Below are 21,751 nucleotides of genomic sequence, written 5' to 3' on the forward strand. Positions count from 1 at the left end.
AATATTTTTATTCGATATACAACTCTGATTGCAAAAATATAATCAAATGATATTAACATGGCATTAAGATGGCATGCAAAATATGACCTACTAAAATATGTGATTATTCGATATATAAACTTGTGTAAATATTAGTGAAACTTGGAGAACATCCTCCTCCCGCAGAACATGTTTCCGAAATCCTGACCAAAATGAATAGAACTGAAGGGATGGAATGAAAAATGGATGGGCTTGAAAAAGAATGGACTGAAAAATAATAGACGGAAAAATAATAGACGGAAAAATAATAGACGGAAAAATAATAGACGGAAAAAAAGAAAAATCAGAAGAACGACTGAAAAGAAAAAAGAATGGACTTAAAAGATTCTGCTGTAAATCTAAAAGAAATATCCTTAAGATAATATTCATTTCCGATGAATCTCTCAGTCCAGAAGCGTAAAATACATTCTCCTGTTGCTCTTCCCTTTGTTCTGGAGTTTCTCGATCTTTATTCCCTTTATCTCTCCTGTGTTTTTCAGGTGCGTCCCCCCGCAGGCTTCAATCGTGATGCCTTCGATTTCCACAAGGCGGACTTCGCTGATCTCTTCCGAAAAACCTTTAGCAAGCGTTGTGAGCCTTGAAAGTTTTTCTTCAGCTTCCTTGCGGCTGACAAGGTAGAGGTTTACAGGATGGTTTTCAGTTATTACTTTGTTTGCAATTTTCTCGTATTCAGCGAACTTGTCTCTGTCAAAAGCTTCAAGGCTGAAATCCACCCGGCTCTTGTCAAGCCCGAGCTGGTTCCCAGTGATCTGAGCTCCCGCCTCTTTTTCGATTACGTTTGCGATCACATGGGTTGCCGTATGCATGCGCATATGCCTGTAGCGCCGGTCCCAGTCAATGATTCCCCTTACCCTATCCCCGGCTTTCAGACCCAAAGCTGCGTTTCCGTCTACCGGAGTTATTTCATGGCTTATATCCCCGTTGAACTTGCCGACATAGACGACCTCAAACTCAGCCCCGTCTTCCTCACGAACAAGCTTTCCGGTATCACTGGGCTGACCTCCGCTTTCGGGGTAGAAAGCCGTGCGGTCAAGGACGACATACTTGTCATCTGTCACTTTTTCAACGATCGCTTCAAACTCTCTCAGGTAACAGTCAAGGAAGTAAAGCACTTCTGTCATTGGTAATCCTCTTTTCTCAAAAATATATTATCAGGTAAATTGATATTCCTTTAAAAGAGTTTCCAAATCTTGCGTTAAAAGGGGTTCTTAAAAGAATTATCGGAATACATTTAATACAGGTACTTATTCACCAATGTATTGGCTATCAAATGAGATATAAGTCGATATTTGACATCTTCTTAACCGAATGTTATCCATGTATCTCAGGAACGGGCAATTATTCTATATATGAATAAGTTTGAATCTGAGTGAGGGTATGTGCTCATATATATACTTTCTAGCCAAATCATCTAACAATCAAAGGTCAGGATTGATTTCAGATTCGAAAAGAGTACTAAAAAGGATAGTAAGAGGATATTGTCGGAAAAACTTATAAGGAGTTGAATACGAGAAATTTATGGAGTTCAAAAATATTTTCCATGTTCACATGAACTCTGTACTCTGATGGTAGCTTGGATGTAAGAATACCTTCGGCAAAAATAGCCACAATACCACTAATAGGTCAGAGTTACATGAAAACGTTACATGATGATTGTAGTCACAAGTATACGATTTAATTGAGTGTCGGCTAATTTTTTAATTACCAGAGATTCTGCCAAAATTGATATAAATGCTTTAAAATAAAAAAAATAGGTCAAAATCACGTATTTTGACAAAAAATTCCCTTTAAAGCCTCTAAAATAATACTTCAAAATGCCTTTGAATACGAATTAAGCTCAAAAACTGATATAATATTACATTTACTTTAAAAATTAGAATTTATTGCAACTTATTTCAATAAATCACATAAAAATATAAATATTTATTATGTTTTGAAAGTTCAAAAGAAGTTTATTTCCAAATTAATGAGTTATTTATTACTCCAATATTAATTATAGATAAAAATAACGAATTAAATAGATTTTAAGTTGTTATTAGGTAAATTTTTCACAAAATAAACTACGTTGTTAAATATAAGCGGAAATAAAGGGATTATGTGAAAAATGGCAAAACCTCAATTAAGAAAAATTTATTGAGTGTATAAGTATTTTCCATGTTCAAATGAACTCCATAAATTTGTGTATCAAATCTGTATTGTTGGATTTGGAGAGAGAATGAGAGAGTATGAATGATAAAGATAGAACATTGGTGTTGTTTATTGCTATAGCGTTGTACCTATTTCTGATTCCGTCAGCAATGGCTTCGACCGAAGAACAGCAAACCAATCGGACTAAAGATGCTGCCCAGTTAAAGATGGAGGCTCTGGAGACTGAGCTGGGGGAAGAAGGAATGAAAGAAGTTGCGGATTATCTGGAGCTGCAGGCTTCTTTACCGGATGTTGTGAAGGCATCTCCTTATAGCTCGATTGCCTTTGCCGCGACTGATAACGAGAGTCAGGTTGCTTACCTGACTGCGATTGACGAATCTGATCTTGAGAAGGAAAATAAAGAAAAGTTAAAAGCCGATCTGCAGGATATCTGGAACAGGTATCCGGATAAGTTTGTGGTTGCTGATAATCTTGTACTGCGTGATGTGGCTAAGATTATGGATGAACGTTTAATTGTGAGTGTCAATCTTAGCGAAATCGGAGTTGATAGCCCGGATGATGGTAATGTAAGTAGTTCCGGAATGACAGAAAATGCGGGAACGACAGATGAGCAGGAAAAAGAATCCAACACTACTCAGGAATCAAACAGTACTTCTTTTATAAGTTCTTACTGGGTGCTTGCAATAGTGCTCGGGACAGTTATGTATGCAAGGAGAAAGTAAAGGCTTGTGACAGTTTTCTTAATCCTCTTATTTTTTTGTACTTCCTTCACCTTCATCTGCACCTCAGGCTGTCATCCTCCTGAGCCTGCTGCACCCCCTCTGTCCATCTTTTTCCCTCTTTTTCCATATTCAGTACTTCTCTAATTTTCATTTCCTCATAAACGAGGCTGTTCGATACCTTTATATGTGATAAAATCTGCCTCCGTATGTCTTTTCCGCCATATAAATCTGGATATGCCCCTAAAATTGAATTAAAGGCAAAAGAATGTATTGATGCCGTATTAAGACCTCTCAATGACCATGTAACCATAAAGATCAATGGTTCCCTTACAAGTGAAGACGTTTTTCGTACTGTTGTAAGTATGGCAGTCAACAGGAATTCTGTTCATTCAGTCTCAACACAGTATCAGGATGTTGCTTGTGAAACCTCTCTTCGATACCACCTTAAGAAACTGGATATGGATGAACTGATCAAATCGAATGAAAAGATTCTCCTTCAAGAACTAATAGAAACCCTAAAAACAGGTAAAAGCTACGAATTCGCTGTCGATTATACCAATGATCCCTATTACGGGAAAAAAGATTCATCTAACGAGAAATATGTAATAGGTGGACAGGCTAAAAAGTCAACAAACTCATTTTACTCGTATGTCTCCCTTTATATCATTAACAAAACTGAGAGGTTTACCTTATCAGTTCTTCCTGTCGAAAAGAAAAAGACAAAGGTTGAATATCTCTCCCATTTCATTGATCTCATCAAAAGACTGGACTTTAAAATTAAAATTCTCTGCCTGGATAGAGAGTTTTGTACTATTGACGTTTTTAAATTTTTGCAAAGTAAGCAGATTCCACACATCGTTCCGGTTATTAAAAAAGGAGAGCGGATGAAGAAACTACTTAAGGGAAATAAGGCGCGTAATGAACAATATGTTATGGGGAACTCTAAGAAAAATATTCTTTTGGACATTGTAATTGACGTCAAGTATCTGAAAGGCAAAAGAGGAAAAAAGGGACGTAAGAACCTTGGTTTTGTGGTTTTTGGAGTCAAATGGTCTCCAAGAAAGGTCAGTACGGTTTACAGAAGAAGATTTGCTATTGAATCGTCGTACAGGATGAGAAATGTAGTTAAACCAAAGACCTCATCCAAAAACGCCAGTATCAGGTACTTTTATGCACTGATATCTTTCCTGTTAAAAAACGTATGGCTATTTCTTCAGAAAAAGCATTTTACGATTGTCAAAAGAGGCCCTCAGGTAATAGATGAGGACAAGTTCAGATTTAGAATGTTTGTAGTTCTAATTGAGGAATGGTTGAAAAGAAAGTTGAAAGTTAGGTTAATGGTGGAGTGTTTGAGGTAAATGAAGGTGAATGAAAGGTGGAGGAGAGATTTTTAGCGAAGTACTGATATTTCTTTCTGTTTTCCATCTTCACTCACTGTTTTTTACTCCACAGTGCACCTGCGAGCAAGAGGGCGATACATATCACAAAACCGGGGGCTGGTATACTTCTATCATCTTCACTACCATTTTCGCTGCCTCCTTTGGTGGAGTTTTCTGTATTTTCGCGTGTTATCCAGACTTCCGGAACTCCTTCCGGGCCTGTTTCAGGAGAGTTATTCTGCACGGGTGTGTGGGAAGAAGACTGTAAAGATCCAATCTGCTGGCCGGCAACTGCAAAAGTTGTAAAAGCCGGAGTTTCGGATTCAAAATAGAAGAATGCTTCATCTTCTCCGGTGATCCGGGAAGGGAGTTCTGTCCAGTTCGAGTCCGAGTACCTGTAAAGAGAAACTGAAGCCGGGCCAATTCTGTTTTCGGAAATCCAGTCTTTTTCTACCCTGAAACTGACAGTAGGATTCTGAATGTTGTCCGGAGAGGCAAACCCGCTGTTACCGGCCCAGATATTAAAGTGGCCGTAAACTTCGCCTTCCGGCAGGCCCGAAACCAGAACTGACTGATTTTTCAGCATTTCCGCGGTAACTGTGACTTTTCCGGCGTTTTTCCTGGCATCAAACTCTACGGCTGTTACAGGGGTTGCGTTTCTGGTAAAATCAAACCGGATATGCCTTCCGCTGGTGACGAAGTTCTGCACCAGTTCCTTACTTTCGACATTGCTTGCGGGTTCAGGGGAGCCGCCTGCAACGCCTCCTCCGCTTTCCCCACTTCCTCCACCTCCTGAACTTTTGCTGCTCCTGCTCACACTATCTTCACTTGTGTTCTCAGGCATGTCCGTCTCTTCTTCTATAAGAGAGGTGGTCAAGGTCCAGCTGTGCTGCAGGGTTGAAGAGCCGTTTGTTGCAATAACTGTCAGGGTGTATTTCGTCGGGACAGGGGTTGAAGTATTGCCCTCGGTTATACTGCCCGCAAATTCGCCGGTATCTACGGAAAGGGTAGCAGAAGGAACAAATTCGTTTGTCTGGAGAAGGGCTTCGTTTAGCAGCCAGCTGAAGGTGCAGTTTTTCGTAGATTTGATCCCGAATTCCAGGGTATTCCCGTCAATTAAAACTGTGTTCTGAGCAGGAGCTGCACTTCCGATCTCGAAACCTCTGGAGTAAGCTGACAATCTGGCAATAAGGGGAGAGGAGTCACTGCCGTAAGGGGTATCTCCTATCCCGCTTCCGTCTGCATCCTGGCCGTTATAATCTGAGTAAAAGTTTCCAAACCGGCTCTCGTAAATCCCGCCATTGTACAGGTAGCGTATCTCTGTATCCGTGTTCCAGGTGTTTGAAAGCCCTGTTTCTCCTGAAGAACTTTCATTTAGGTTGATGCTGTTCTCAAATTCGTTTTCAAGTATCCTGTTCCGGAAAGAGTCTGTTAACCTGAGCCCTTCCGCATTATTCGAGATGTTATTTTCTGTAAGGGTATTGTCAGACGAATCTTCAAGCAGGACTCCCTGACTGCAGCCAGATACCTTATTGTTCGCAAGTGTGCAGGTGGCTGTACTTTCCAGATATATGCCAGCCCCTCCGGCTTCACCGTTTTCTCCCGAGCCATCAGTCTCTCCAGAGCCGCTTATGCCAAAACCGCTGATTTTTGCAGTATTTGCAGCCACATGAATAACAGGTTCCCCGGAGTTTTTAGCTTCGAGAACAGTATCCGCGGACTTTCCGGAAGCCGAACTTATATTCAGAGCCCAGCGCACATCCACATTTTCCCTGTATTTGCCAGGGTATACAAGAATGGTATCCCCGGGTCTGCTGCTGTTTATGGCGTCCGATATTGAGGAAAAATCCCCTTTTCCGTCTGTTTTCACAGTAAATGTGGAGGGCTCGGCTGAGGCCTGTTCATGCAGCTTCAGAGCATCTACAAGCCCGTACCCAAAAACATTATCGTACCCGGGCTCCCCCAGGTCGGTTGATGAAGTGGAAAGCAGCCGTTTTATATCCATAGCTGATTTTTCCGGAGCCGAGCTCCAGACCAGCGCTGCAATGGCTGCAACATGAGGACAGGAAGCGCTTGTGCCGTAAAACTGCTCCGAAACCCCGCCTGTACCTGTGACATTTACGCCATCGAGTCCTGAGATGTCTGTTTTGGGACGGATTTCAGGAGAAGGGTAGTAAAGCGTAACCGGGCCGATGGAAGAGAAGTACTCTATATAATAATCCCCGGATCCCCCGATCCCGACCGCCCCTACGGTTATCACTTCCGGAAGAGCCGGGTGCCCGAAAATCGAGTCTTTGGAAACGATGTTTGTAGTCCTGAGTGTTGTTCCTGTCCAGTAGTAAACGTAGAGCTCGAGTTCTCTGGCTTCCCCTGAAGTTTTTCGGACCTCGATAGATGCGTTAAGGGTTTCATTTCCACTGTTGGTATACATTATATATTCAAGGGGGAGATTGTCCCCGTCCTGATAGACCTCACTGGACGCGATGGTCTCCAGAGTATTCCCGTCTTTAATGAAAAGGTCATAGTTATTTCCCGAATCTTCCCATCTGTCGTTCCACTGGAGAAAAACCCAGACCTTTCCCGAGGGCTGGATCTCAAGCCGCAGGTTCTCGACTTCTCCCTTCCCACGGCTGAAGTCGTGCCAGCCACTTCCGTTGTCATAGAAGAAACCCTGGTAATGGCTGTCTCCTGAATTTCCTGCAGAGCTTACGTAAAGAAGGTCGTGATCTTTTATAACCTCCTTTACATGGGCTGCCACTGTCCCGTCTTCAAAGAAGGGTTCGGCAAGCCAGCCTATATCATCGCAGATAACCGTGCACCCTTCGTTAACAAGGACATCGATAGCCCTGTTGAATTCGAGCCTGCTCTTCCCACAGTCGTGGAAATACAGTTCTGCCCCTGGAGCGATATCGTAGACGATTTCAAGCATATTCGTGCCTTCGTTTCCCCCCATATTATTGCTCAGGACATGTACGTCAGAAGGAAGGTCCCCAGTAGCCTGAACGTCTTCAAGGTTGTCCACGCCGTCGGATATGATCCCGATTTTTATTCCCGTCCCGTTTACCCTGTAAAGTTCCCTGAGGCTTGAAGCATTAAGAATCGAATCTCCTTCCGAAACCGTATTTCCCTGCCTGACAAAAGGAGGCAGGACAGTTTGAATATTCCTTACCTCAGAAAGAGCAGCCAGTGTCTCAAGGGATTCTAGCGGGACCCACGCTACCGCAATATGATTTTTTTCGTCCCTGTCCTCAACCTCGCAGTACCCGTCAAGTATGTTACTGTTTGCAGAGGGCTCCAGATAAACATACACGTAAACTTTTTCATTCGGATAAGAAGAAGCTTCGATGGCATTTTCCCCTGAACCCGCAGCAATCTCTGATTTTTCTTCAGAAAGAACCGCCCTTCCCGAAACAGGATCTGCCTGCTTCAACTGGCCCAATTCTACCATACGGGCTTTCAGGATTTCAGCTGACTCTTTCCCGGACAGATATCGTTCGTCACTCAACTGCAGCAGATCACCTGAGAGTTTCATCTGTGCAGGGTTTAAGGTCTCTTCTGAATAACCCTGCCCTCCAACATCTGCGGAGATACTGCTGTTTCCATTGTTGTATTCCCCCTGAATTAGTTCGGCTGCAAAAGCTATCTGCATGTCTGAAAAGCAGGAATTCAGGGCTCCTGACAAAACAACAGAAACCAGAAAGATAATGGATAGGCACCATCTTGCTTTACTCATCACGACCAGCACATCAACTTTTCAAATATCCGGAAAGCTCCTGATAGCTATACAAAAATGCAGGTAACAGATAAACTCTCTGAAAAAGCTCTCGATCCCCACGAAACTTTGCTCCCTGAATAAAATTAACGAACTGATAAGTTATAAATTCATAAGATTGTCTGATAAGATAAACTGTTACTGTAACTGTCAGATTGATAATCCTGAGGTCTTTTTTACCGTTTTCACTTCTCTCAAGCGGACTGATTTGCAGATAAAATCGAGAGATTCGCTCAGGAATGCCATCAAAACAATGGTAAAATAAAGAGACGCAGAAGAGCAGTTTTCCCCGCGAAAAAAGGAAAGAAAAACACACATGATATTCTTCGAATAACAGGCAAAAATAAATGAAATTGAAAATACTTTCATACCAAATTAAAAGAAAAAGAAAAAAACGAAAAGAGTAAAATTCAATTACAAAAAAACGGCCGGAAAACAGGCAAATTCAAAAAAACAGAAAATTTAGACTGAAAATGTAATTTCGGAGTTAGGGGAGATATTTTTCAGGTAAAAGGAGATTTTTCTGAAATTTTCCTCTTGAATTGGTTTTTTCCCTTAATCCTCCCTTAATATTGTAATTCCTGAGATTTCAGGGCAGGAGTTGAATTTTTACGCTGCTGTCAATTACGGCTACACTTGCCTGAAGTTCTGCTTCTTTGTTTTTTAGTTCTTCTTTGAAAACAGTTAATTTCTTTTCGGAACTCTCAAGTTCTTCTTCAAGCAGGCGGGTTCTTGCCAGCAGTTCTGTTTCCTTGTGTTCGAGCTCGGCAAGTTTTCTGGTATCTGAGCCTGCAAGTTCGGCTTTTTTTGCTTCAAGTGCTTTCTGGGCTGCGATGTATTCTTTTTTCTTCTCTTCAAAGCCTGACATTGCGGCTTTGACCTGTGAAAGGGCTTTTTCTTTTTTCTGGGTTTGTATGTCAAGGGCAGGGTCTTCAAAGACCTTCTGGAGCTCCGGGAAAAAAGAAGGGTCAAGGTTAGTAGGGGCTTTAAGGCAGATGTCAAGTTGCTGTTTTACATCGGGTTTTAATGTGTATCGGCCGCTTTCATGGAGTTTTTTTATCTTTGAGAGGTTGCCCGAAAAGGGGAGGATAAGAGAGTTCAGGCCTGTTTCGGCTTTTTTGAGCCTATCTCTGGCCGTGTCCAGTTCTTCCTGAAGACGCTGCAGGTTTTGCCAGGCTTCTCCTTTTTTAAACTCTTCGAGAGCCTTATCGGTTTCTGCAATTTCATTTTTCAAAGCCTGGATTTTCCGGGTTTTTGCTTCAAGTTCCAGGTTTTCGGTCTTTATTGAAGCAGATAGGCGCTGAATTTCTTTCATGCCTGCAGAAATTGCTCCAATAGCGTCCATTTCCCTCTTGTGCCCCTGGATCGTTCCTTTGAGCTTATTAAGGATCTGTCCCATCTCTCCAAGGCTTTCGGTAAGATCCTTTGATTCCTGAGGAAAGACGGTTTTTGTGTACCGGAAACTCTGGCTCATATGTTCAAGGCAGGTATTCAGGTTCTGCACAGCTGTTTCTTGATATTCCTTAAGAGCCCTGAAATCCCTGTTCTCAAGAACTCCGAATTTGTCCAGGAATACTCCAACCTGCTTTGTCACATTTTCTCTGTTGCTCTTCGCTCGTTTTACAGCCCTTACGTCAAAATTCCCCTCAACTTTTGCTTCCTGAAGCCTGGCATTGTTTTCTTTAAGCTCGGAAATAGCAGCTTCAAGCTCTTTGAAAAGGCCTGAAACATCCCTTTCTATATCGGAAGATATTTTTTGAGAACTCTCTTCCAGCCATGCGGGCAGTTCCTCAAAACCGACTTCACTGAAAGCAGTTTTCTCGCCGGAACTTTCCTGTTTTCCCAAGAGCTTTTTGATCCACTTCAATTTAGAACTTCCTGTATTTGTTGAGGTTTCATGTAGGGTCATAAGGACCAAGATGCAATAATTCTACAGATCAAAAGTCCATAGATTAAAAATCTTATTATGCAGGCTGTCTCAAAACTAAAGTTAATTCTACAATTGTGTCAAATTTTTCTACTACAAGGTTAATTCATGTGTAAATTTCTCTAATTTAGGTGGTCTTGTTTTTAAATTCAACGTTGCTCATTATCCAATTGTAGAAATGGTTTGAGTTTTGAGACAGCCTGTATGAGTCTAACCCTTCGGTTTAACGCTTAAATCCTTTAAGAATCTACTAAGATAAATAATTTGGTAAAGTTAATCCTTTGATGTGTTTTTAGAGTATACTTCTTTAATCTCCTTTAGTCTCCTTTAGTCTCCTTTATATGTTAAAGTTTGTTCTATCTAATTCTCTTCCCGAATTCGAATGTTTTTCCTGAGTGAGAAGACATGCCAGAAAGCTATCTTCGATAAAATATATGAAATACGAATGTTTCTGACAATTCTTTATAGCTTATTTGAAGATGTCTGTAAAAAGAAAAAACGCATCAGCAGATTGTTTTTTGATGTTCTTAAAGATTCCGATTTTTGTTATTTTTATATGTGTTTTGTTTATGAGCTTATCCTGTTTTATCCCGAAATTATTTCGCGCTAAATATGTCGGTTGTAATCCCTTATCTTTTGTGAAACTTAATGGAAAAAAGATACGTTGGATCATTGCTCAAAAATCGAAAGGTGAATCTACCTCGACGATAGCTGAGATCCAGGGGATCTCAGCCCGTCGAGTTCAGCAGATCTACAAAGAATACGTTGAAACTGGTCAGCTTCCTCAAGTTGGCATTAATCTTGGAAGACCAAAGAACCCCTTATCCTCCTCTGATCAGGAATTGATTGACCAAACTTACTCTGATTATAAGTTTGGAGCCTGTTACCTTGAGATTCTCATCGAAGGCAAATATAATCGTAAGATATCTCATAACAGAATCCATAACTACCTACTTAGCATGGACCTTGCCAAGGAAAACCGAAAAAAGAAACAGAGAAGAAAATGGTGTAGATACGAACGCGAACACAGCATGTCTGCTGCACACATCGATTGGCATGAGAATCCCCTGTTAGGACTGCAAGTCTGTGCCATTCTTGATGATTCATCAAGAATGATAATTGCAGGTGGAGAGTACGTTCATTGCAACACGGAGAACACCATTAAAGTGATTGATGAACTTGTCAAAGAGTACTGGGACATATACCCTTTAAGAGAGCTCATTATGGATCATGGAAGTGAATTCGGGGCTCACAGGATTAATAAGGATGGTTCATGGGATAGTGACTTTAAAAGATGCATTGAAGAACTTGGAATCAAACCAATACTTGCAAGGGTAAGACATCCTCAGACAAACGGAAAAATAGAGAAATGGTTCGATACATATCAAAGGTTTAGAGGAGAGTTTGAATCATTTGAAGAATTCGTACAGTGGTATAACAAGAGGCCACATGGAGCTTTGAAACTTGAACAGTTAGAATCGCCACAGGAAGCATTCTGGAATAGATTACCAGTTGAGGCAAAGTTCAGAATAGGAGTGAGATTGTTTGGGTGGTGAAAACATGGACAAGAGGAAAAAAGTTTCAAAGCGAAATTATTTCAGGACAAAACATTTATGAGCTTATCCCAAAACCTATTTTATTACTCCATCGATAGAAATTTCCGAATTATTATCATTAGGCTCGATTGACTATTCTGGATTTAAGATTTAGAGAGCAAATTTTGAGTTTTGGGAGAAGCTCAACGTTTATTCCACGCTCCGAGAAAAAATACATGTTGGAGTTTTGATAAAAAGTTTAAAAGAGGATAACCTCACCATTTTTTACGTCTAAATATTACTGTTAAAACAATGATTGCAGCAACAAGTACAATAATTGAAGAGAAATCTACGAAATTTGGAGCAAACTTCTGAATGCGTGAATATCCTGATTCAGCAACATAAACATTACCCGAAGAATCTACAGCAATACCAGTTGGGTCATAAATTTGTCCGTTTCCGCTGCGCGAAGAATCCCATTGAGTGAGGTATCTGCCGTTGCTGTTAAACTTCTGAATGCGCTGATTAAAGTCGTCGGCAACATAAACATTACCCGAAGAATCTACAGCAATACCACATGGTAAAAGAAATTGTCCGTTTCCGCTACCATAAGAACCCCATTGAGTGAGGTATCCACCTGTGCCGTTAAACTTCTGAATGCGATTATTATCACTATCGACAACATAAACATTACCCGAAGAATCTACAGCAACGCCCTCAGGATCATTAAATTGTCCGTTTCCGCTACCATAAGAACCCCATTGAGTGAGGTATCCGCCTGTGCTGTTAAACTTCTGAATGCGGTTGTTGCCTGCATCTGTTACATAAACATTACCCGAAGAATCGACAGCAACACCATGTGGATAAATAAACTGCCCGTTTCCGCTGCCCAAAGAACCCCATTGAGTGAGGTATCCACCTGTGCCGTTAAACTTCTGAATGCGTTTATTGCCCGTATCCGCAACATAAACATTACCCGAAGAATCTACAGCAATACCATATGGTGAAAAAAGTTTTCTGTTTCCGCTGCGCGAAGAATCCCATTGAGTGATGTAACCACCTGTGCTGTTAAACTTCTGAATGCGGTGATTACTAATCTCGGTAACATAAACGTTACCCGAAGAATCTACAGCAACACCAATTGGACATATAAATTGTCCACTGTCGCTGCCATAAGAACCCCATTTAGTAACAAAATTATAAGTCTTAGCATACGTAGCAGAAGCGATCATCAAACAAAGAAATAATAAAACCAAACAAAACAATATTTTCCTAAAAATATTGACTTGTTGACACTTCATTTTTTGAATCGCTCCTTTATTTTTTCATATTATGTTGTTAATAGTCCAACATTTTACTATATGAACTCAGCCCAAAACCCAGTTTTATCTAATTATCTAGGATTATTCAGGATTGCTTCATAAACGAGGCTAGATATGTAGCTTAAATATGAGATCCAAAGAAGCAAATTTTGAGTTTTGGGATCAGCTCTATATAATTCAAATAAGTCTTAAAATTACTTGCCCTTATTAGTATGCAACTACGTTTATAATTCTAAAAAACGGCATCAGTAACACATTTATAGTTTCAAGATCTATTATATATGTAGTCGGATATTGAGTATGCTAGACATAAAATATATTATTACTTGAAGTTGGTCTAGAAATTCAATTGTAGGACTACAGAAGGTGAAATTATAGCGAAAAATGAAGAAGATTTTGATGAGTGGTCTAAACAATTTATTTCAAAAAACGAAGAAGCAATTAAATCTATTGAAAAAAACGGAACTCCCTTGCACAAAGCATTTATTGCTGTAGCTAAGAGACATGCGGGAGCTGTTTAATTATTATTGTTGTCTTTCAAGCAATTGCATTGAAAGCCCTTGAGATGCCCTACGAAGGGCGATATTACTCCTTTTGATAGTTAATACATATCTAAAAATTTGACTCTCATTTTCAAGCTTATCGTTTCAAAAAGACGCGCTATTATAATTGACCTTTTTGTACAACTAGTCTTTAAATTTGACCAAACGTGTTTTGTTATAGAAATCACTGGCACAAGTGAAAAAAGCGCAATCGAAATGGTTCAAAAACAATATTTGAGGTTGGGGCAGGAATACCCATAGACCTGCCCCCATAAAGGGACTTGAACACCTGTAGAAGCGTCCTGTCTCATAGAAGTATAAGCATCAAAAACTATATAAAATTTATCATACAGTTTCAAAAGAAATTTATATGTTTACTTACCCTCATCAATTGGTCGGTTAATTAAATCAGAGCTTCGTAGTACTCGTCAGAATTAAACTCATGCAATTAAAAAGAGAAATAACCCTTCTCAGGGCATTTCAAAAGCTTTTACTGATCTGTAAGTCTTTTTCTGCAATCAAATACCTCAAACCCACTTTTTAGTATATTTTGCGTAATTATATTCGTATATGAGCCTGAGAATAGTTTTGTCCGATTCGATTTCGTACTCCTTTACCTCTTCCGCAATCTCCCTCATAAGCTTACAGAACGAAAAATACTTTTCAGCAGGGTCATTTCTGTAACGACATCCATACGCCAGTGCAATACTTCGATCCCACATAGGGAAGAACTGTGGAGCAAAAATATGAAGTGCCATAGCCGCAGCCGCAGTGCCCCTGTTCATCTTTCCATTCTTAAGTTCAACTGATAAAGCTTCAATAAAATCGTTGATTAGAGCCGTTATGTCTTTCTGATCAGAATCGGATAAACTAGAAATGTATCGATTTCTAAACTTCTCTATGCCCTTGATATTTTTTGCAATGCATATTTTGAGTTTAGCAATATCAATAGAACCCTTTCCATAAAACCTCGCATTGCTTGTTGATAGGAACCTTCGTAAAGCAAAAGCTATTTCCAAGATATCTGTATATTCGGATGAACTCCAATAGCGATCTACTATGAAAACCGCATACTCATATACAAATTCCAGCTCTTTATTTTCGTTGTACTTTTCAATGCCCGTCCTGAACTCTTCTTCTGGTATGGTAATTTTATGTTTGCTCATCTTTAATGCTCCTTTTATTTTTAGAGATTTTAGCTAGTTTGTGGTTTACTGATAGCGTTTTTATCACACCCCCCTACGTCAAGGAATTCGCTTAAAAATCTTCCCATACGAGGTTGCTTGTGGTTGATTTTGAAAAAAAGAGATAAATATGCAGGCAAATGAGATGTCGATAAAAAAGCGATTTTGAGAGAAGTGGCAGATAGCTGGAAATTGAAGCAAATCTAAGCTTTTGAGCCGAGTCTATGCTAAAAATAAGTATGTTAGATTAAATAAGAGAGCAATGAGGTTCTAAAGAGAAAATAAGAGTTGTAGCGGGGAAAAGTTGGCGTGAGTTGGGTATCCTTTGAGAATAGCTTGACATTCGACTATTTTTAAGTTTTGCAATGACTTAAGATCAGTAATCAATCAAGTTTCTGATCATGAAAACAGTCCTGAAAATCTTGATTATAAAGAATTAACGGCTTTTAGGATTAGGCTCGTAATCAGTTTATTTCGAAAATGTTAAATCTTTATACTCCCAAGTTAACTTTGTTAGCATGAGATTGAAGATATTTTGTTCAATTTTATTATTACTGAGTTTTAGTCCACAGATTTCATTAGCTGATACTCTTTCAATAGATATGAAAGAGAATAACTCTTCATATACTGTGATTCATAGCGTAAAGGTTGATAAGATAAATGATATAAATATAAAAACAAACAATGAAGAGTTAAATGGAACAAATCCTCTAATTCAGATAAACTATAACTCTGCCAACAATGAAAAAGATTCAATCGGATCAGACCCAGCAGTAGTAGCTGTTATTGGTGCATCTGCAGTCATAACAGGTAGCTTAATCTCTTATTTTATGCAAATGAGAGGATGGAAAGAGCAAAGAGAATTAGAACTTAAAAAGTGGAAAAGAGATAGACTGCAGGAGATATATAGCAATTGTATTCAACATTTATATAATGGCGAGAAAGATGAAGCTCAAAAATGGCTGAGTATTTTATTAATATATCAAGAGGATGAACAAAGCTTTAGTAAATTAAGAGAAAAAATGAAAATTCATAAAGAGACTGATATTCATGATTTTGATACAATAGAAGGGTTAATTAAAGATATTATTCAGTTAGCATTTACTGACAAAAGATTACATAGTCCGAAGTAAAGTTTTCACTTAAGATAATTCACAAGCCTATTCCGAAACTCAAATCTGCTTCCTTGAGTCCTGTATCCGAATAATCAATCAAGTTTCTTATTATGAGAATAGTTCTGAGAATTCTTGAGGATTAAGAATTAAATAGCTTTTAGATAGGCTCCCAATAACTAATAAATTTTCACAAATCAAAAGGATTGTCCTTTTTTGTTAAAAAGATTCTAAATAAATGACGTAAAAGGAATGTTTAGGTAATATGCGTGATATAGGAATCAATGGGATTAAACTACCTACGGAAGACTGTAATGATCCTGAATGTCCGTTCCATGGTAAACTTTCTGTAAGAGGCCAAATTTTAAAAGGAATAGTCATTAGTGACAAAATGACGAAAAATATAGTGATGAAAAGATATCGTGAAAAGTGGAGTTACAAATATCAAAGAAAACAGAGAGTGAGTTCTAAGATTCATGCATATAGCCCTCCATGTATGGAAGCGAAAATAGGAGACATTATAACTATCGCGGAATGCAGACCTCTAAATAAAGGCAGTTCATTTGTTGTAATTGAAAACAAATCTAATATTAATTTTGTAGACAATTTATTAAATGTTGATGATAAATGGAGAGAAGAGCTTTATGTAAAAGATCTAAAAGAAATGATTTCATTAATTCAAAAAGAAATTAAATCGTTGCCCTCTAAATCTTCAGAACTACCTATTAGATTAGATCAGTTAGCTAATTGTCAAAGGAATTTATATTTTATATCGGGGGATATCAAACAGCTAGAAGACTCAGTTGATAATTTCTCAAAGTCCGTATCACTTACACCAATAAACTCAAGCGACAAGCTAATTAGACTTATTAGTCTTGGTAAAACTCAAAGCTTTTTATATAAAACAACAAATGATGTTTCATCGTTAGATTCCGCAATTAATGCTTATGGAGAAGCAATAGAAACTTATAACGTACTGTCAACAATTACCAACAATTATTTACCTTATTTTTTAACTGCCTCAAAGAATCTTGCAGATTTGCTTATTTTTGAATATGAAAAAAATAAGAATGCCTCTGACTTAAAAAGAGCTGTCTACTATTATAATGAATTTTTAAATTCGGCGCCTACTGGCACGTCAAATACTCCAATTGTCCTAAAAAGACTAAGTTCAGCCATGAAATATTATTATACACTCAATCAAGATATAGACTATTTAGAGAAAGAAATAAATTATATTCAAAAAGCTGTAAATATCACGAATTCATCATCTGCAAATTTACCAGGGTTGTTAATAGACTTGGGGGACTCACTTAATGAATATTATGAGTGTGGTAAAAGTAAAATTCCATTTGACAAATTAGAGAAAATTCTTATCGAATCTCGAAATAGTTATATGAAAGCCAAAGGACTCATCTCAGACGATTCAATTAATTTATTAAAAATATTTAACAACATCGGGAATGTCTCCAGAGAATTATATATCCACACTAACGAAATTTCATATTTAAAAGAAGCAATTGATTTTTGGAGAAAATCAATCAAAAGTGAGGATCTCAATAAACAAAATTATTCTTCTAATAATATCCTGCGCCTAAATAATCTTGCAGTCGGATTAATTGATTTGTATGAGGTTGAGAGTGATCCAAAATATTTAGACGAATCTCAAAAAATTTGGAACCGTCTTAAGAGGGAATTATGGACGAGGAAGAATTACAAATCGTGAGTAATAATATCCGTAAATTTGATGATTATATTCAAAACGGAGGGAATTCTGGAGACATAGGATTTGAGAACATAAGAGAAAAATTTGGAATTTTTATAAATACTCCAGTTTCGGGTATAATATCAAATTTCTGTAAAAACACTTCTGGTATGACCCAAGATGCAAAAAAACTAGTTCATAAGAACAATGTATTTGTAATCAGTATAAAGTTTTCACTTTATAAACTGCCTAAAAATCTCAACTCAGTAGAGTTTAATATTACATTAAATAATGATAAACTGATAGTTAGAGACAATTACCCTAAAATTGTTACTGGAAAAGATGTACTGCGTGATTATAAATTAGGTATAAACGAAGCAACATTAAAATTTGAGAAAATATCAGAAGGTAAGAATTTGATTTGTGAATATAGTGAGTTGCATCCAACCATAAAATGTTATCCGAAAGAACCTGAAATAGTTCGGGTGGATAATAAAGAAAGCTTAGAGAATGAAAAAATCTTTCAGCCCGTAATAGCCTGGAAATATATTAATGAGGACTTAGAGGGAGAAAAATCAATTCATATTATATTAGCGGTGCCAAAAAACCAAAACGAAACGGAGGTGAAGGCAAAGTTTACTCTTGAATATGAGAATATTAAATTTAGCGATCCCAATGGATATGTTAGTTTAATTAAAGCAGAGGGTTTAAATTCTTGACTTGTCTTTTTTAACCATATTTAAAGCTTTTATCCTCTTTAAAGTCATACTTGCAGCGCGAAAATTCTGAGAGGCCTCTTGTTCAAGTGTACTTTTCCATAATGGTATGATAAACGAAAGTCAAAATATCCGCTTGATAGTATAAACTCATGCAAAATACAAGAATCATAAGAAAACTCAATCTTGGGCTTCTAAAGGGCTTAGAACAGAAACTAAACGTGTCTGTCTTTGAATTATATTCCATTCTTCTAGCTGTTTAATTATATCAGTGAGTTCATCATCGAGTGCAAGGCCCTGATAGTGTTTCATAGATGTTAAAACATCGTGTCCCTGTCGCAAACAGACTTTACTTTCATCGATACCTGCCGCAATCATCCAAGATTCAATAGTCTTACGGGTAGTCTTTGCGGATATCCCGTATGGATCAATGCCCGCTTTCATTGCCCAACGTTTTAAGTTCTTACTCCAAGTATCTTGAAGTGGTGGCTTTTCATCAAAATTATCCATTAAGACTTCGAAATAGTTTTTAGGTAACGGACGAATGTTTCTCTCAGGCATTTTCCGTTCACCTTTTTCAACAGCTTCTTCAGGTAAATGAATCAAGTTTTTCTTCTTATTATACCAATCCTGATGTTCAAAGAACCGCAAATACTCAATATACCTCATTCCAGTTATCATAAGCATATCAAACATGTATTTGTGTTTCTTTTTTGGGATTGCGTCTTTTAGTGCTTCGTACTCTTTAGGAGTAAGTATCCTAATATCGTTCACAAACATATGATTGATTTCCGATTTTATAATAATGTCAAGGGCGGTTAAGAATCTTCCAATTTCGGCGGTTTAAAAACTTCCAATTCTCAATCCTTGTGAAAAGTTCGAGGATTGTAGATAATGCTGAAAACGGAGGAATGGCTATTGATACGAGATTTGTATTCACAAGGCTTCAGCATCAGTGAGATCTCTAGAAGAACAGGTTATGCTAGGGAAACTGTGAGGAAATATCTTAAAAAGAAAACTGCCCCAGAACCTCAGAAACGTCCGCCAAAACCGAGTAAACTTGATCCTTTCAAACCTTACATACAAGAAAAACTCAAAGAAGGTCCTTATACTGCTGTTCGCCTTTATAGGGAAATCAAAGAAATGGGTTTTGATGGAGGAAAAACCATAGTCAAGGACTTCGTAAGAGAAGTCCGACCTAAACAGGGAGTCCCTGCTGTACTCCGCTATGAAACAAAACCAGGTGTACAGGCTCAGGTTGACTGGGCAGAGATGGGAACAGTTGAGGTTGATGGAAAGGTAAAGAAACTCTTTTGTTTCAACATGATTCTTGGATATTCCAGAATGAGATATGTTGAATTTACACTGAGCATAGACACTCCCACTCTTATTCAGTGTCATCTGAACGCTTTTGAGTACTTTGGAGGATTTACACAGGAGATCCTCTATGATAACATGAAACAGGTTGTTATCAAAAGAGCCTTAAAATCATCAGATTCCGAATGGAACCCACAGTTTGAGGATTTCTTCAAATGCTTTGGTTTTATTCCAAGGTTATGCAGGCCTTACAGGCCTCAGACAAAAGGGAAAATTGAAAATACAGTCGGTTTCGTCAAGAGGGATTTCTTCCTTGGAAGAAGGTTTACCTCTCTCGAAGACCTGAACGCCCAAGTTCACAGTTGGTTGGAAAGGGTAAATTCAACTGTCCACGGAACAACCTATCAAATCCCTCTTGAACGCTTTAAGGAGGAGAAACTGAGCCCTCTGGATCAGGTTCCTCCTTACAAAGTTGTCCATAAGGAGACCAGAAAGGTCTCCAGAGACTGTTATATTTCGTTCCTTGGAATAAGTATTCTGTTCCTTACAGGTTTGCAGGGAGAACTGCAGAGCTTCAGATCCTTGAAGGAATATTCGAGGTCTATGTTGATTATGAGAAAGTCTGTGAACATGAAATCCTTCCTGGAAACTGCAGAGTTTCAAGGAAAAAGGAACATTTCCAGGGTCTCCTGAGTGAGATTCTTAAAGAGAACTCAAAATGCAAAAAAGATTCACAGATCCCGTTGAAGTTCTCAGATCCCGAAGTTGAAAAAAGGTCTCTTGATGTCTATGAAATATTTAGTGAAGGTGGTTTTGAATGAACAACTTCACCTATGAGAGACTTCACAATAACCTGCAATACCTGAAACTTAATTCTATCGAAGAGCTTCTGGATAACTACCTTGAAATTGCTGCAAGGGACAACAAGACAACAATGGAAGTCCTTGATTACTTGTTTGAACAGGAAAAGAAACACAGAGAAGCTGTTGCAATTGAGAGAAGGATGAAAAGTGCAGTTTTTCCCGTTAAAAAGACTCTTGAGGAATTCGATTTTGAATTTCAGAAATCCATTGATAAAAAAGCAATCGAAGACCTTGCAACCTTGAGATTTGTTCATAATTCAGAGAATGTCGTTTTCCTTGGTCCTCCCGGAGTTGGAAAGTCTCATCTTGCAATCGCTCTTGGGATTGAAGTAGCAAAAGCAGGGATTTCGGTTTACTTTACCAATACAGGAAACCTTATCGAGAAGTTGAAAATAGCAAATCGAGAAGGAATGCTTGAAAAGAAACTAAGGGACTTGATGAAATATAAAGTGCTGATAATTGACGAAATAGGGTATCTCCCATTTGACGAAGAAGGAGCTCACTGCCTATTTCAGCTGATCTCAAGACGGTATGAAAAGAGTTCAACGATCTTGACATCAAATAAATCATATGGAGAATGGGGAGAGATATTCAAGGACCATGTAATAGCGGCTGCTGTACTTGATAGGATTCTCCACCATTCAACTACGATTAACATCAAAGGGGAAAGTTACAGGCTGAAAGAAAGGAAGAAACAGGGAATAAAAACAGGAAATATATGCCAGTAATTTCTAAAAGTTTATGAAAAATTGAGTAAAATTTATATTAAAAGGTTGGCAAATTCTAAACCGCCCAAAATGGAAAAAAGTTAACCGCCCTTGACAAAATTGGGATGCAGTAAACGCTAGTAAAAATGACAACACCATATTTCAGGATACAATAAACCAATGTATGAAATCAGCAACAGAAAAACCGTTTTTTGTGATCGCTGATGCAGGACCTGATAGTCATCTTTCCAATGAAACCGTAATTGAGAAAGGGGTTATTCCAGTCATAGCTGCAAGAGAGAATAGTGTTGGAAATATCTTGAAAACAGGAAAGGGGAACCACTTCAGAGCTCAATACGTCCCAAGAATTTATCATAAATTGCTTGGAAAATTGTACAATATAAGAACCACTGTTGAAAGGAAAAATTCAAACGATGTTGTTGTATACAATAGATCAAAAACACCAACCAGAGGAAGTGAATGGGCTAAAATCTATGTATCGATAAGCAATATTGCCGCATTACTTACGGCACTTACAGCTTTTAAAGTTGGAAGACATGATCTGATAAGAGCACCAGGAGCTTTTAGAAGGTTGAATATCTGAGCAAGTAAAAGCAATTTTTTTAAAAAAAAGGAAGTTTAGTGCTTTTAATTTGATTTTAAAGCATTAATAGTGAAATTGGCAAAGGCTCAACTGTAATATTAATTACTGCAAGAAAATACTTGTTACCTTTTGAAACATAAGTTAGCATGACTTTTTT

13 protein-coding genes and 3 pseudogenes are annotated in these 21,751 nt (G+C 38.2%); 9 read left to right on the forward strand and 7 right to left on the reverse strand.

Annotated features, from left to right (window positions below):
- Positions 1-422: 422 nt before the first annotated feature.
- Positions 423-1,160, reverse strand: coding sequence for an alanyl-tRNA editing protein AlaXM (gene alaXM / locus MA_RS10485; protein WP_011022008.1), 738 nt, complete (start codon positions 1,158-1,160; stop codon positions 423-425).
- A 1,104-nt stretch (positions 1,161-2,264) separates the two neighbouring features.
- On the opposite strand from alaXM, the gene MA_RS28560 reads away from it, so the two are divergent.
- Positions 2,265-2,909, forward strand: a complete 645-nt coding sequence (locus MA_RS28560) for a hypothetical protein (RefSeq protein WP_011022009.1) — start codon at positions 2,265-2,267, stop codon at positions 2,907-2,909.
- A gap of 52 nt (positions 2,910-2,961) precedes the next feature.
- Here MA_RS28560 and MA_RS27905 read toward each other — a convergent pair whose 3' ends face one another.
- On the reverse strand, positions 2,962-3,219 hold the full coding sequence (locus tag MA_RS27905) for a hypothetical protein (protein WP_162013057.1): 258 nt from the start codon (positions 3,217-3,219) through the stop codon (positions 2,962-2,964).
- On the opposite strand from MA_RS27905, the gene MA_RS10495 reads away from it, so the two are divergent.
- A complete protein-coding gene (locus tag MA_RS10495; RefSeq protein WP_011022010.1) occupies positions 3,116-4,267 on the forward strand; it encodes an ISH3 family transposase in 1,152 nt (383 codons plus the stop codon). The two genes, MA_RS27905 and MA_RS10495, sit on opposite strands and share 104 nt — an antisense overlap.
- Before the next feature lie 73 nt (positions 4,268-4,340).
- Here the strand turns inward: MA_RS10495 and MA_RS24535 are convergent, their stop codons facing one another.
- On the reverse strand, positions 4,341-8,021 hold the full coding sequence (locus tag MA_RS24535) for a PGF-pre-PGF domain-containing protein (protein WP_157860171.1): 3,681 nt from the start codon (positions 8,019-8,021) through the stop codon (positions 4,341-4,343).
- 628 nt (positions 8,022-8,649) lie between these two features.
- Positions 8,650-9,927 carry a hypothetical protein gene (locus MA_RS10505; RefSeq protein WP_048065283.1) on the reverse strand — a complete coding sequence of 426 codons (1,278 nt, stop codon included), beginning with the start codon at positions 9,925-9,927 and terminating at the stop codon, positions 8,650-8,652.
- Positions 9,928-10,625: 698 nt separating this feature from the next.
- Between MA_RS10505 and MA_RS10510 the strand changes: the two genes are divergently transcribed.
- Entirely contained in the window at positions 10,626-11,543 is a 918-nt protein-coding gene (locus MA_RS10510; RefSeq protein ID WP_011020628.1) for an IS481-like element ISMac4 family transposase, read from the forward strand.
- 254 nt (positions 11,544-11,797) lie between these two features.
- On the opposite strand, the gene MA_RS10515 is transcribed toward MA_RS10510, so the two are convergent.
- Complete coding sequence (locus MA_RS10515) at positions 11,798-12,754, reverse strand: SBBP repeat-containing protein (RefSeq protein WP_226990858.1); 957 nt, start codon at positions 12,752-12,754, stop codon at positions 11,798-11,800.
- A gap of 1,159 nt (positions 12,755-13,913) precedes the next feature.
- A complete protein-coding gene (locus MA_RS10520) occupies positions 13,914-14,552 on the reverse strand; it encodes a hypothetical protein (RefSeq protein WP_011022016.1) in 639 nt (212 codons plus the stop codon).
- A 620-nt stretch (positions 14,553-15,172) separates the two neighbouring features.
- Here MA_RS10520 and MA_RS10525 point away from each other — a divergent pair.
- The 3 genes and pseudogenes from MA_RS10525 (at position 15,173) to MA_RS10535 (ending at position 18,106) form a co-directional block, all read left to right on the forward strand.
- The gene (locus MA_RS10525) at positions 15,173-15,703 is read left to right on the forward strand and encodes a hypothetical protein (protein ID WP_048065285.1); all 531 of its coding nucleotides are present in this window, start codon (positions 15,173-15,175) and stop codon (positions 15,701-15,703) included.
- 244 nt (positions 15,704-15,947) lie between these two features.
- Positions 15,948-16,259 (forward strand): annotated as a pseudogene (locus tag MA_RS28565) (30S ribosomal protein S17); the annotation flags it as partial.
- A gap of 1,121 nt (positions 16,260-17,380) precedes the next feature.
- On the forward strand, positions 17,381-18,106 hold the full coding sequence (locus tag MA_RS10535; RefSeq protein ID WP_011022019.1) for a hypothetical protein: 726 nt from the start codon (positions 17,381-17,383) through the stop codon (positions 18,104-18,106).
- Between the two features lie 177 nt (positions 18,107-18,283).
- Here MA_RS10535 and MA_RS10540 read toward each other — a convergent pair whose 3' ends face one another.
- Positions 18,284-18,883, reverse strand: a complete 600-nt coding sequence (locus MA_RS10540; protein WP_011022020.1) for a tyrosine-type recombinase/integrase — start codon at positions 18,881-18,883, stop codon at positions 18,284-18,286.
- A 114-nt stretch (positions 18,884-18,997) separates the two neighbouring features.
- Here MA_RS10540 and istA point away from each other — a divergent pair.
- The 3 genes and pseudogenes from istA to MA_RS10555 form a co-directional block, all read left to right on the forward strand.
- A pseudogene (gene istA / locus MA_RS10545) lies at positions 18,998-20,241 on the forward strand (IS21-like element ISMac3 family transposase).
- Complete coding sequence (istB, locus tag MA_RS10550; protein ID WP_011020063.1) at positions 20,238-21,011, forward strand: IS21-like element ISMac3 family helper ATPase IstB; 774 nt, start codon at positions 20,238-20,240, stop codon at positions 21,009-21,011. Before istA ends, istB begins: the two are co-directional and overlap by 4 nt.
- Positions 21,012-21,132: 121 nt before the next feature.
- Positions 21,133-21,594 (forward strand): annotated as a pseudogene (locus MA_RS10555) (hypothetical protein); the annotation flags it as partial.
- Positions 21,595-21,751 lie beyond the last annotated feature (157 nt).

The organism is Methanosarcina acetivorans C2A, from assembly GCF_000007345.1.
In the GTDB taxonomy this organism is placed as follows: Archaea; Halobacteriota; Methanosarcinia; order Methanosarcinales; family Methanosarcinaceae; genus Methanosarcina; species Methanosarcina acetivorans.

What these genes read in the sequence shown, in the direction of transcription:
- alaXM (WP_011022008.1), bottom strand. Translation starts at nt 1,160, where the DNA reads ATGACAGAAGTGCTTTACTTCCTTGACTGTTACCTGAGAGAGTTTGAA.
- MA_RS28560 (WP_011022009.1), top strand. Translation starts at nt 2,265, where the DNA reads ATGAATGATAAAGATAGAACATTGGTGTTGTTTATTGCTATAGCGTTG.
- MA_RS10495 (WP_011022010.1), top strand. Translation starts at nt 3,116, where the DNA reads ATGTCTTTTCCGCCATATAAATCTGGATATGCCCCTAAAATTGAATTA.
- MA_RS27905 (WP_162013057.1), bottom strand. Translation starts at nt 3,219, where the DNA reads ATGGTTACATGGTCATTGAGAGGTCTTAATACGGCATCAATACATTCT.
- MA_RS24535 (WP_157860171.1), bottom strand. Translation starts at nt 8,021, where the DNA reads ATGAGTAAAGCAAGATGGTGCCTATCCATTATCTTTCTGGTTTCTGTT.
- MA_RS10515 (WP_226990858.1), bottom strand. Translation starts at nt 12,754, where the DNA reads ATGATCGCTTCTGCTACGTATGCTAAGACTTATAATTTTGTTACTAAA.
- MA_RS10520 (WP_011022016.1), bottom strand. Translation starts at nt 14,552, where the DNA reads ATGAGCAAACATAAAATTACCATACCAGAAGAAGAGTTCAGGACGGGC.
- MA_RS10525 (WP_048065285.1), top strand. Translation starts at nt 15,173, where the DNA reads ATGAAAGAGAATAACTCTTCATATACTGTGATTCATAGCGTAAAGGTT.
- MA_RS10535 (WP_011022019.1), top strand. Translation starts at nt 17,381, where the DNA reads ATGGACGAGGAAGAATTACAAATCGTGAGTAATAATATCCGTAAATTT.
- MA_RS10540 (WP_011022020.1), bottom strand. Translation starts at nt 18,883, where the DNA reads ATGTTTGTGAACGATATTAGGATACTTACTCCTAAAGAGTACGAAGCA.
- istB (WP_011020063.1), top strand. Translation starts at nt 20,238, where the DNA reads ATGAACAACTTCACCTATGAGAGACTTCACAATAACCTGCAATACCTG.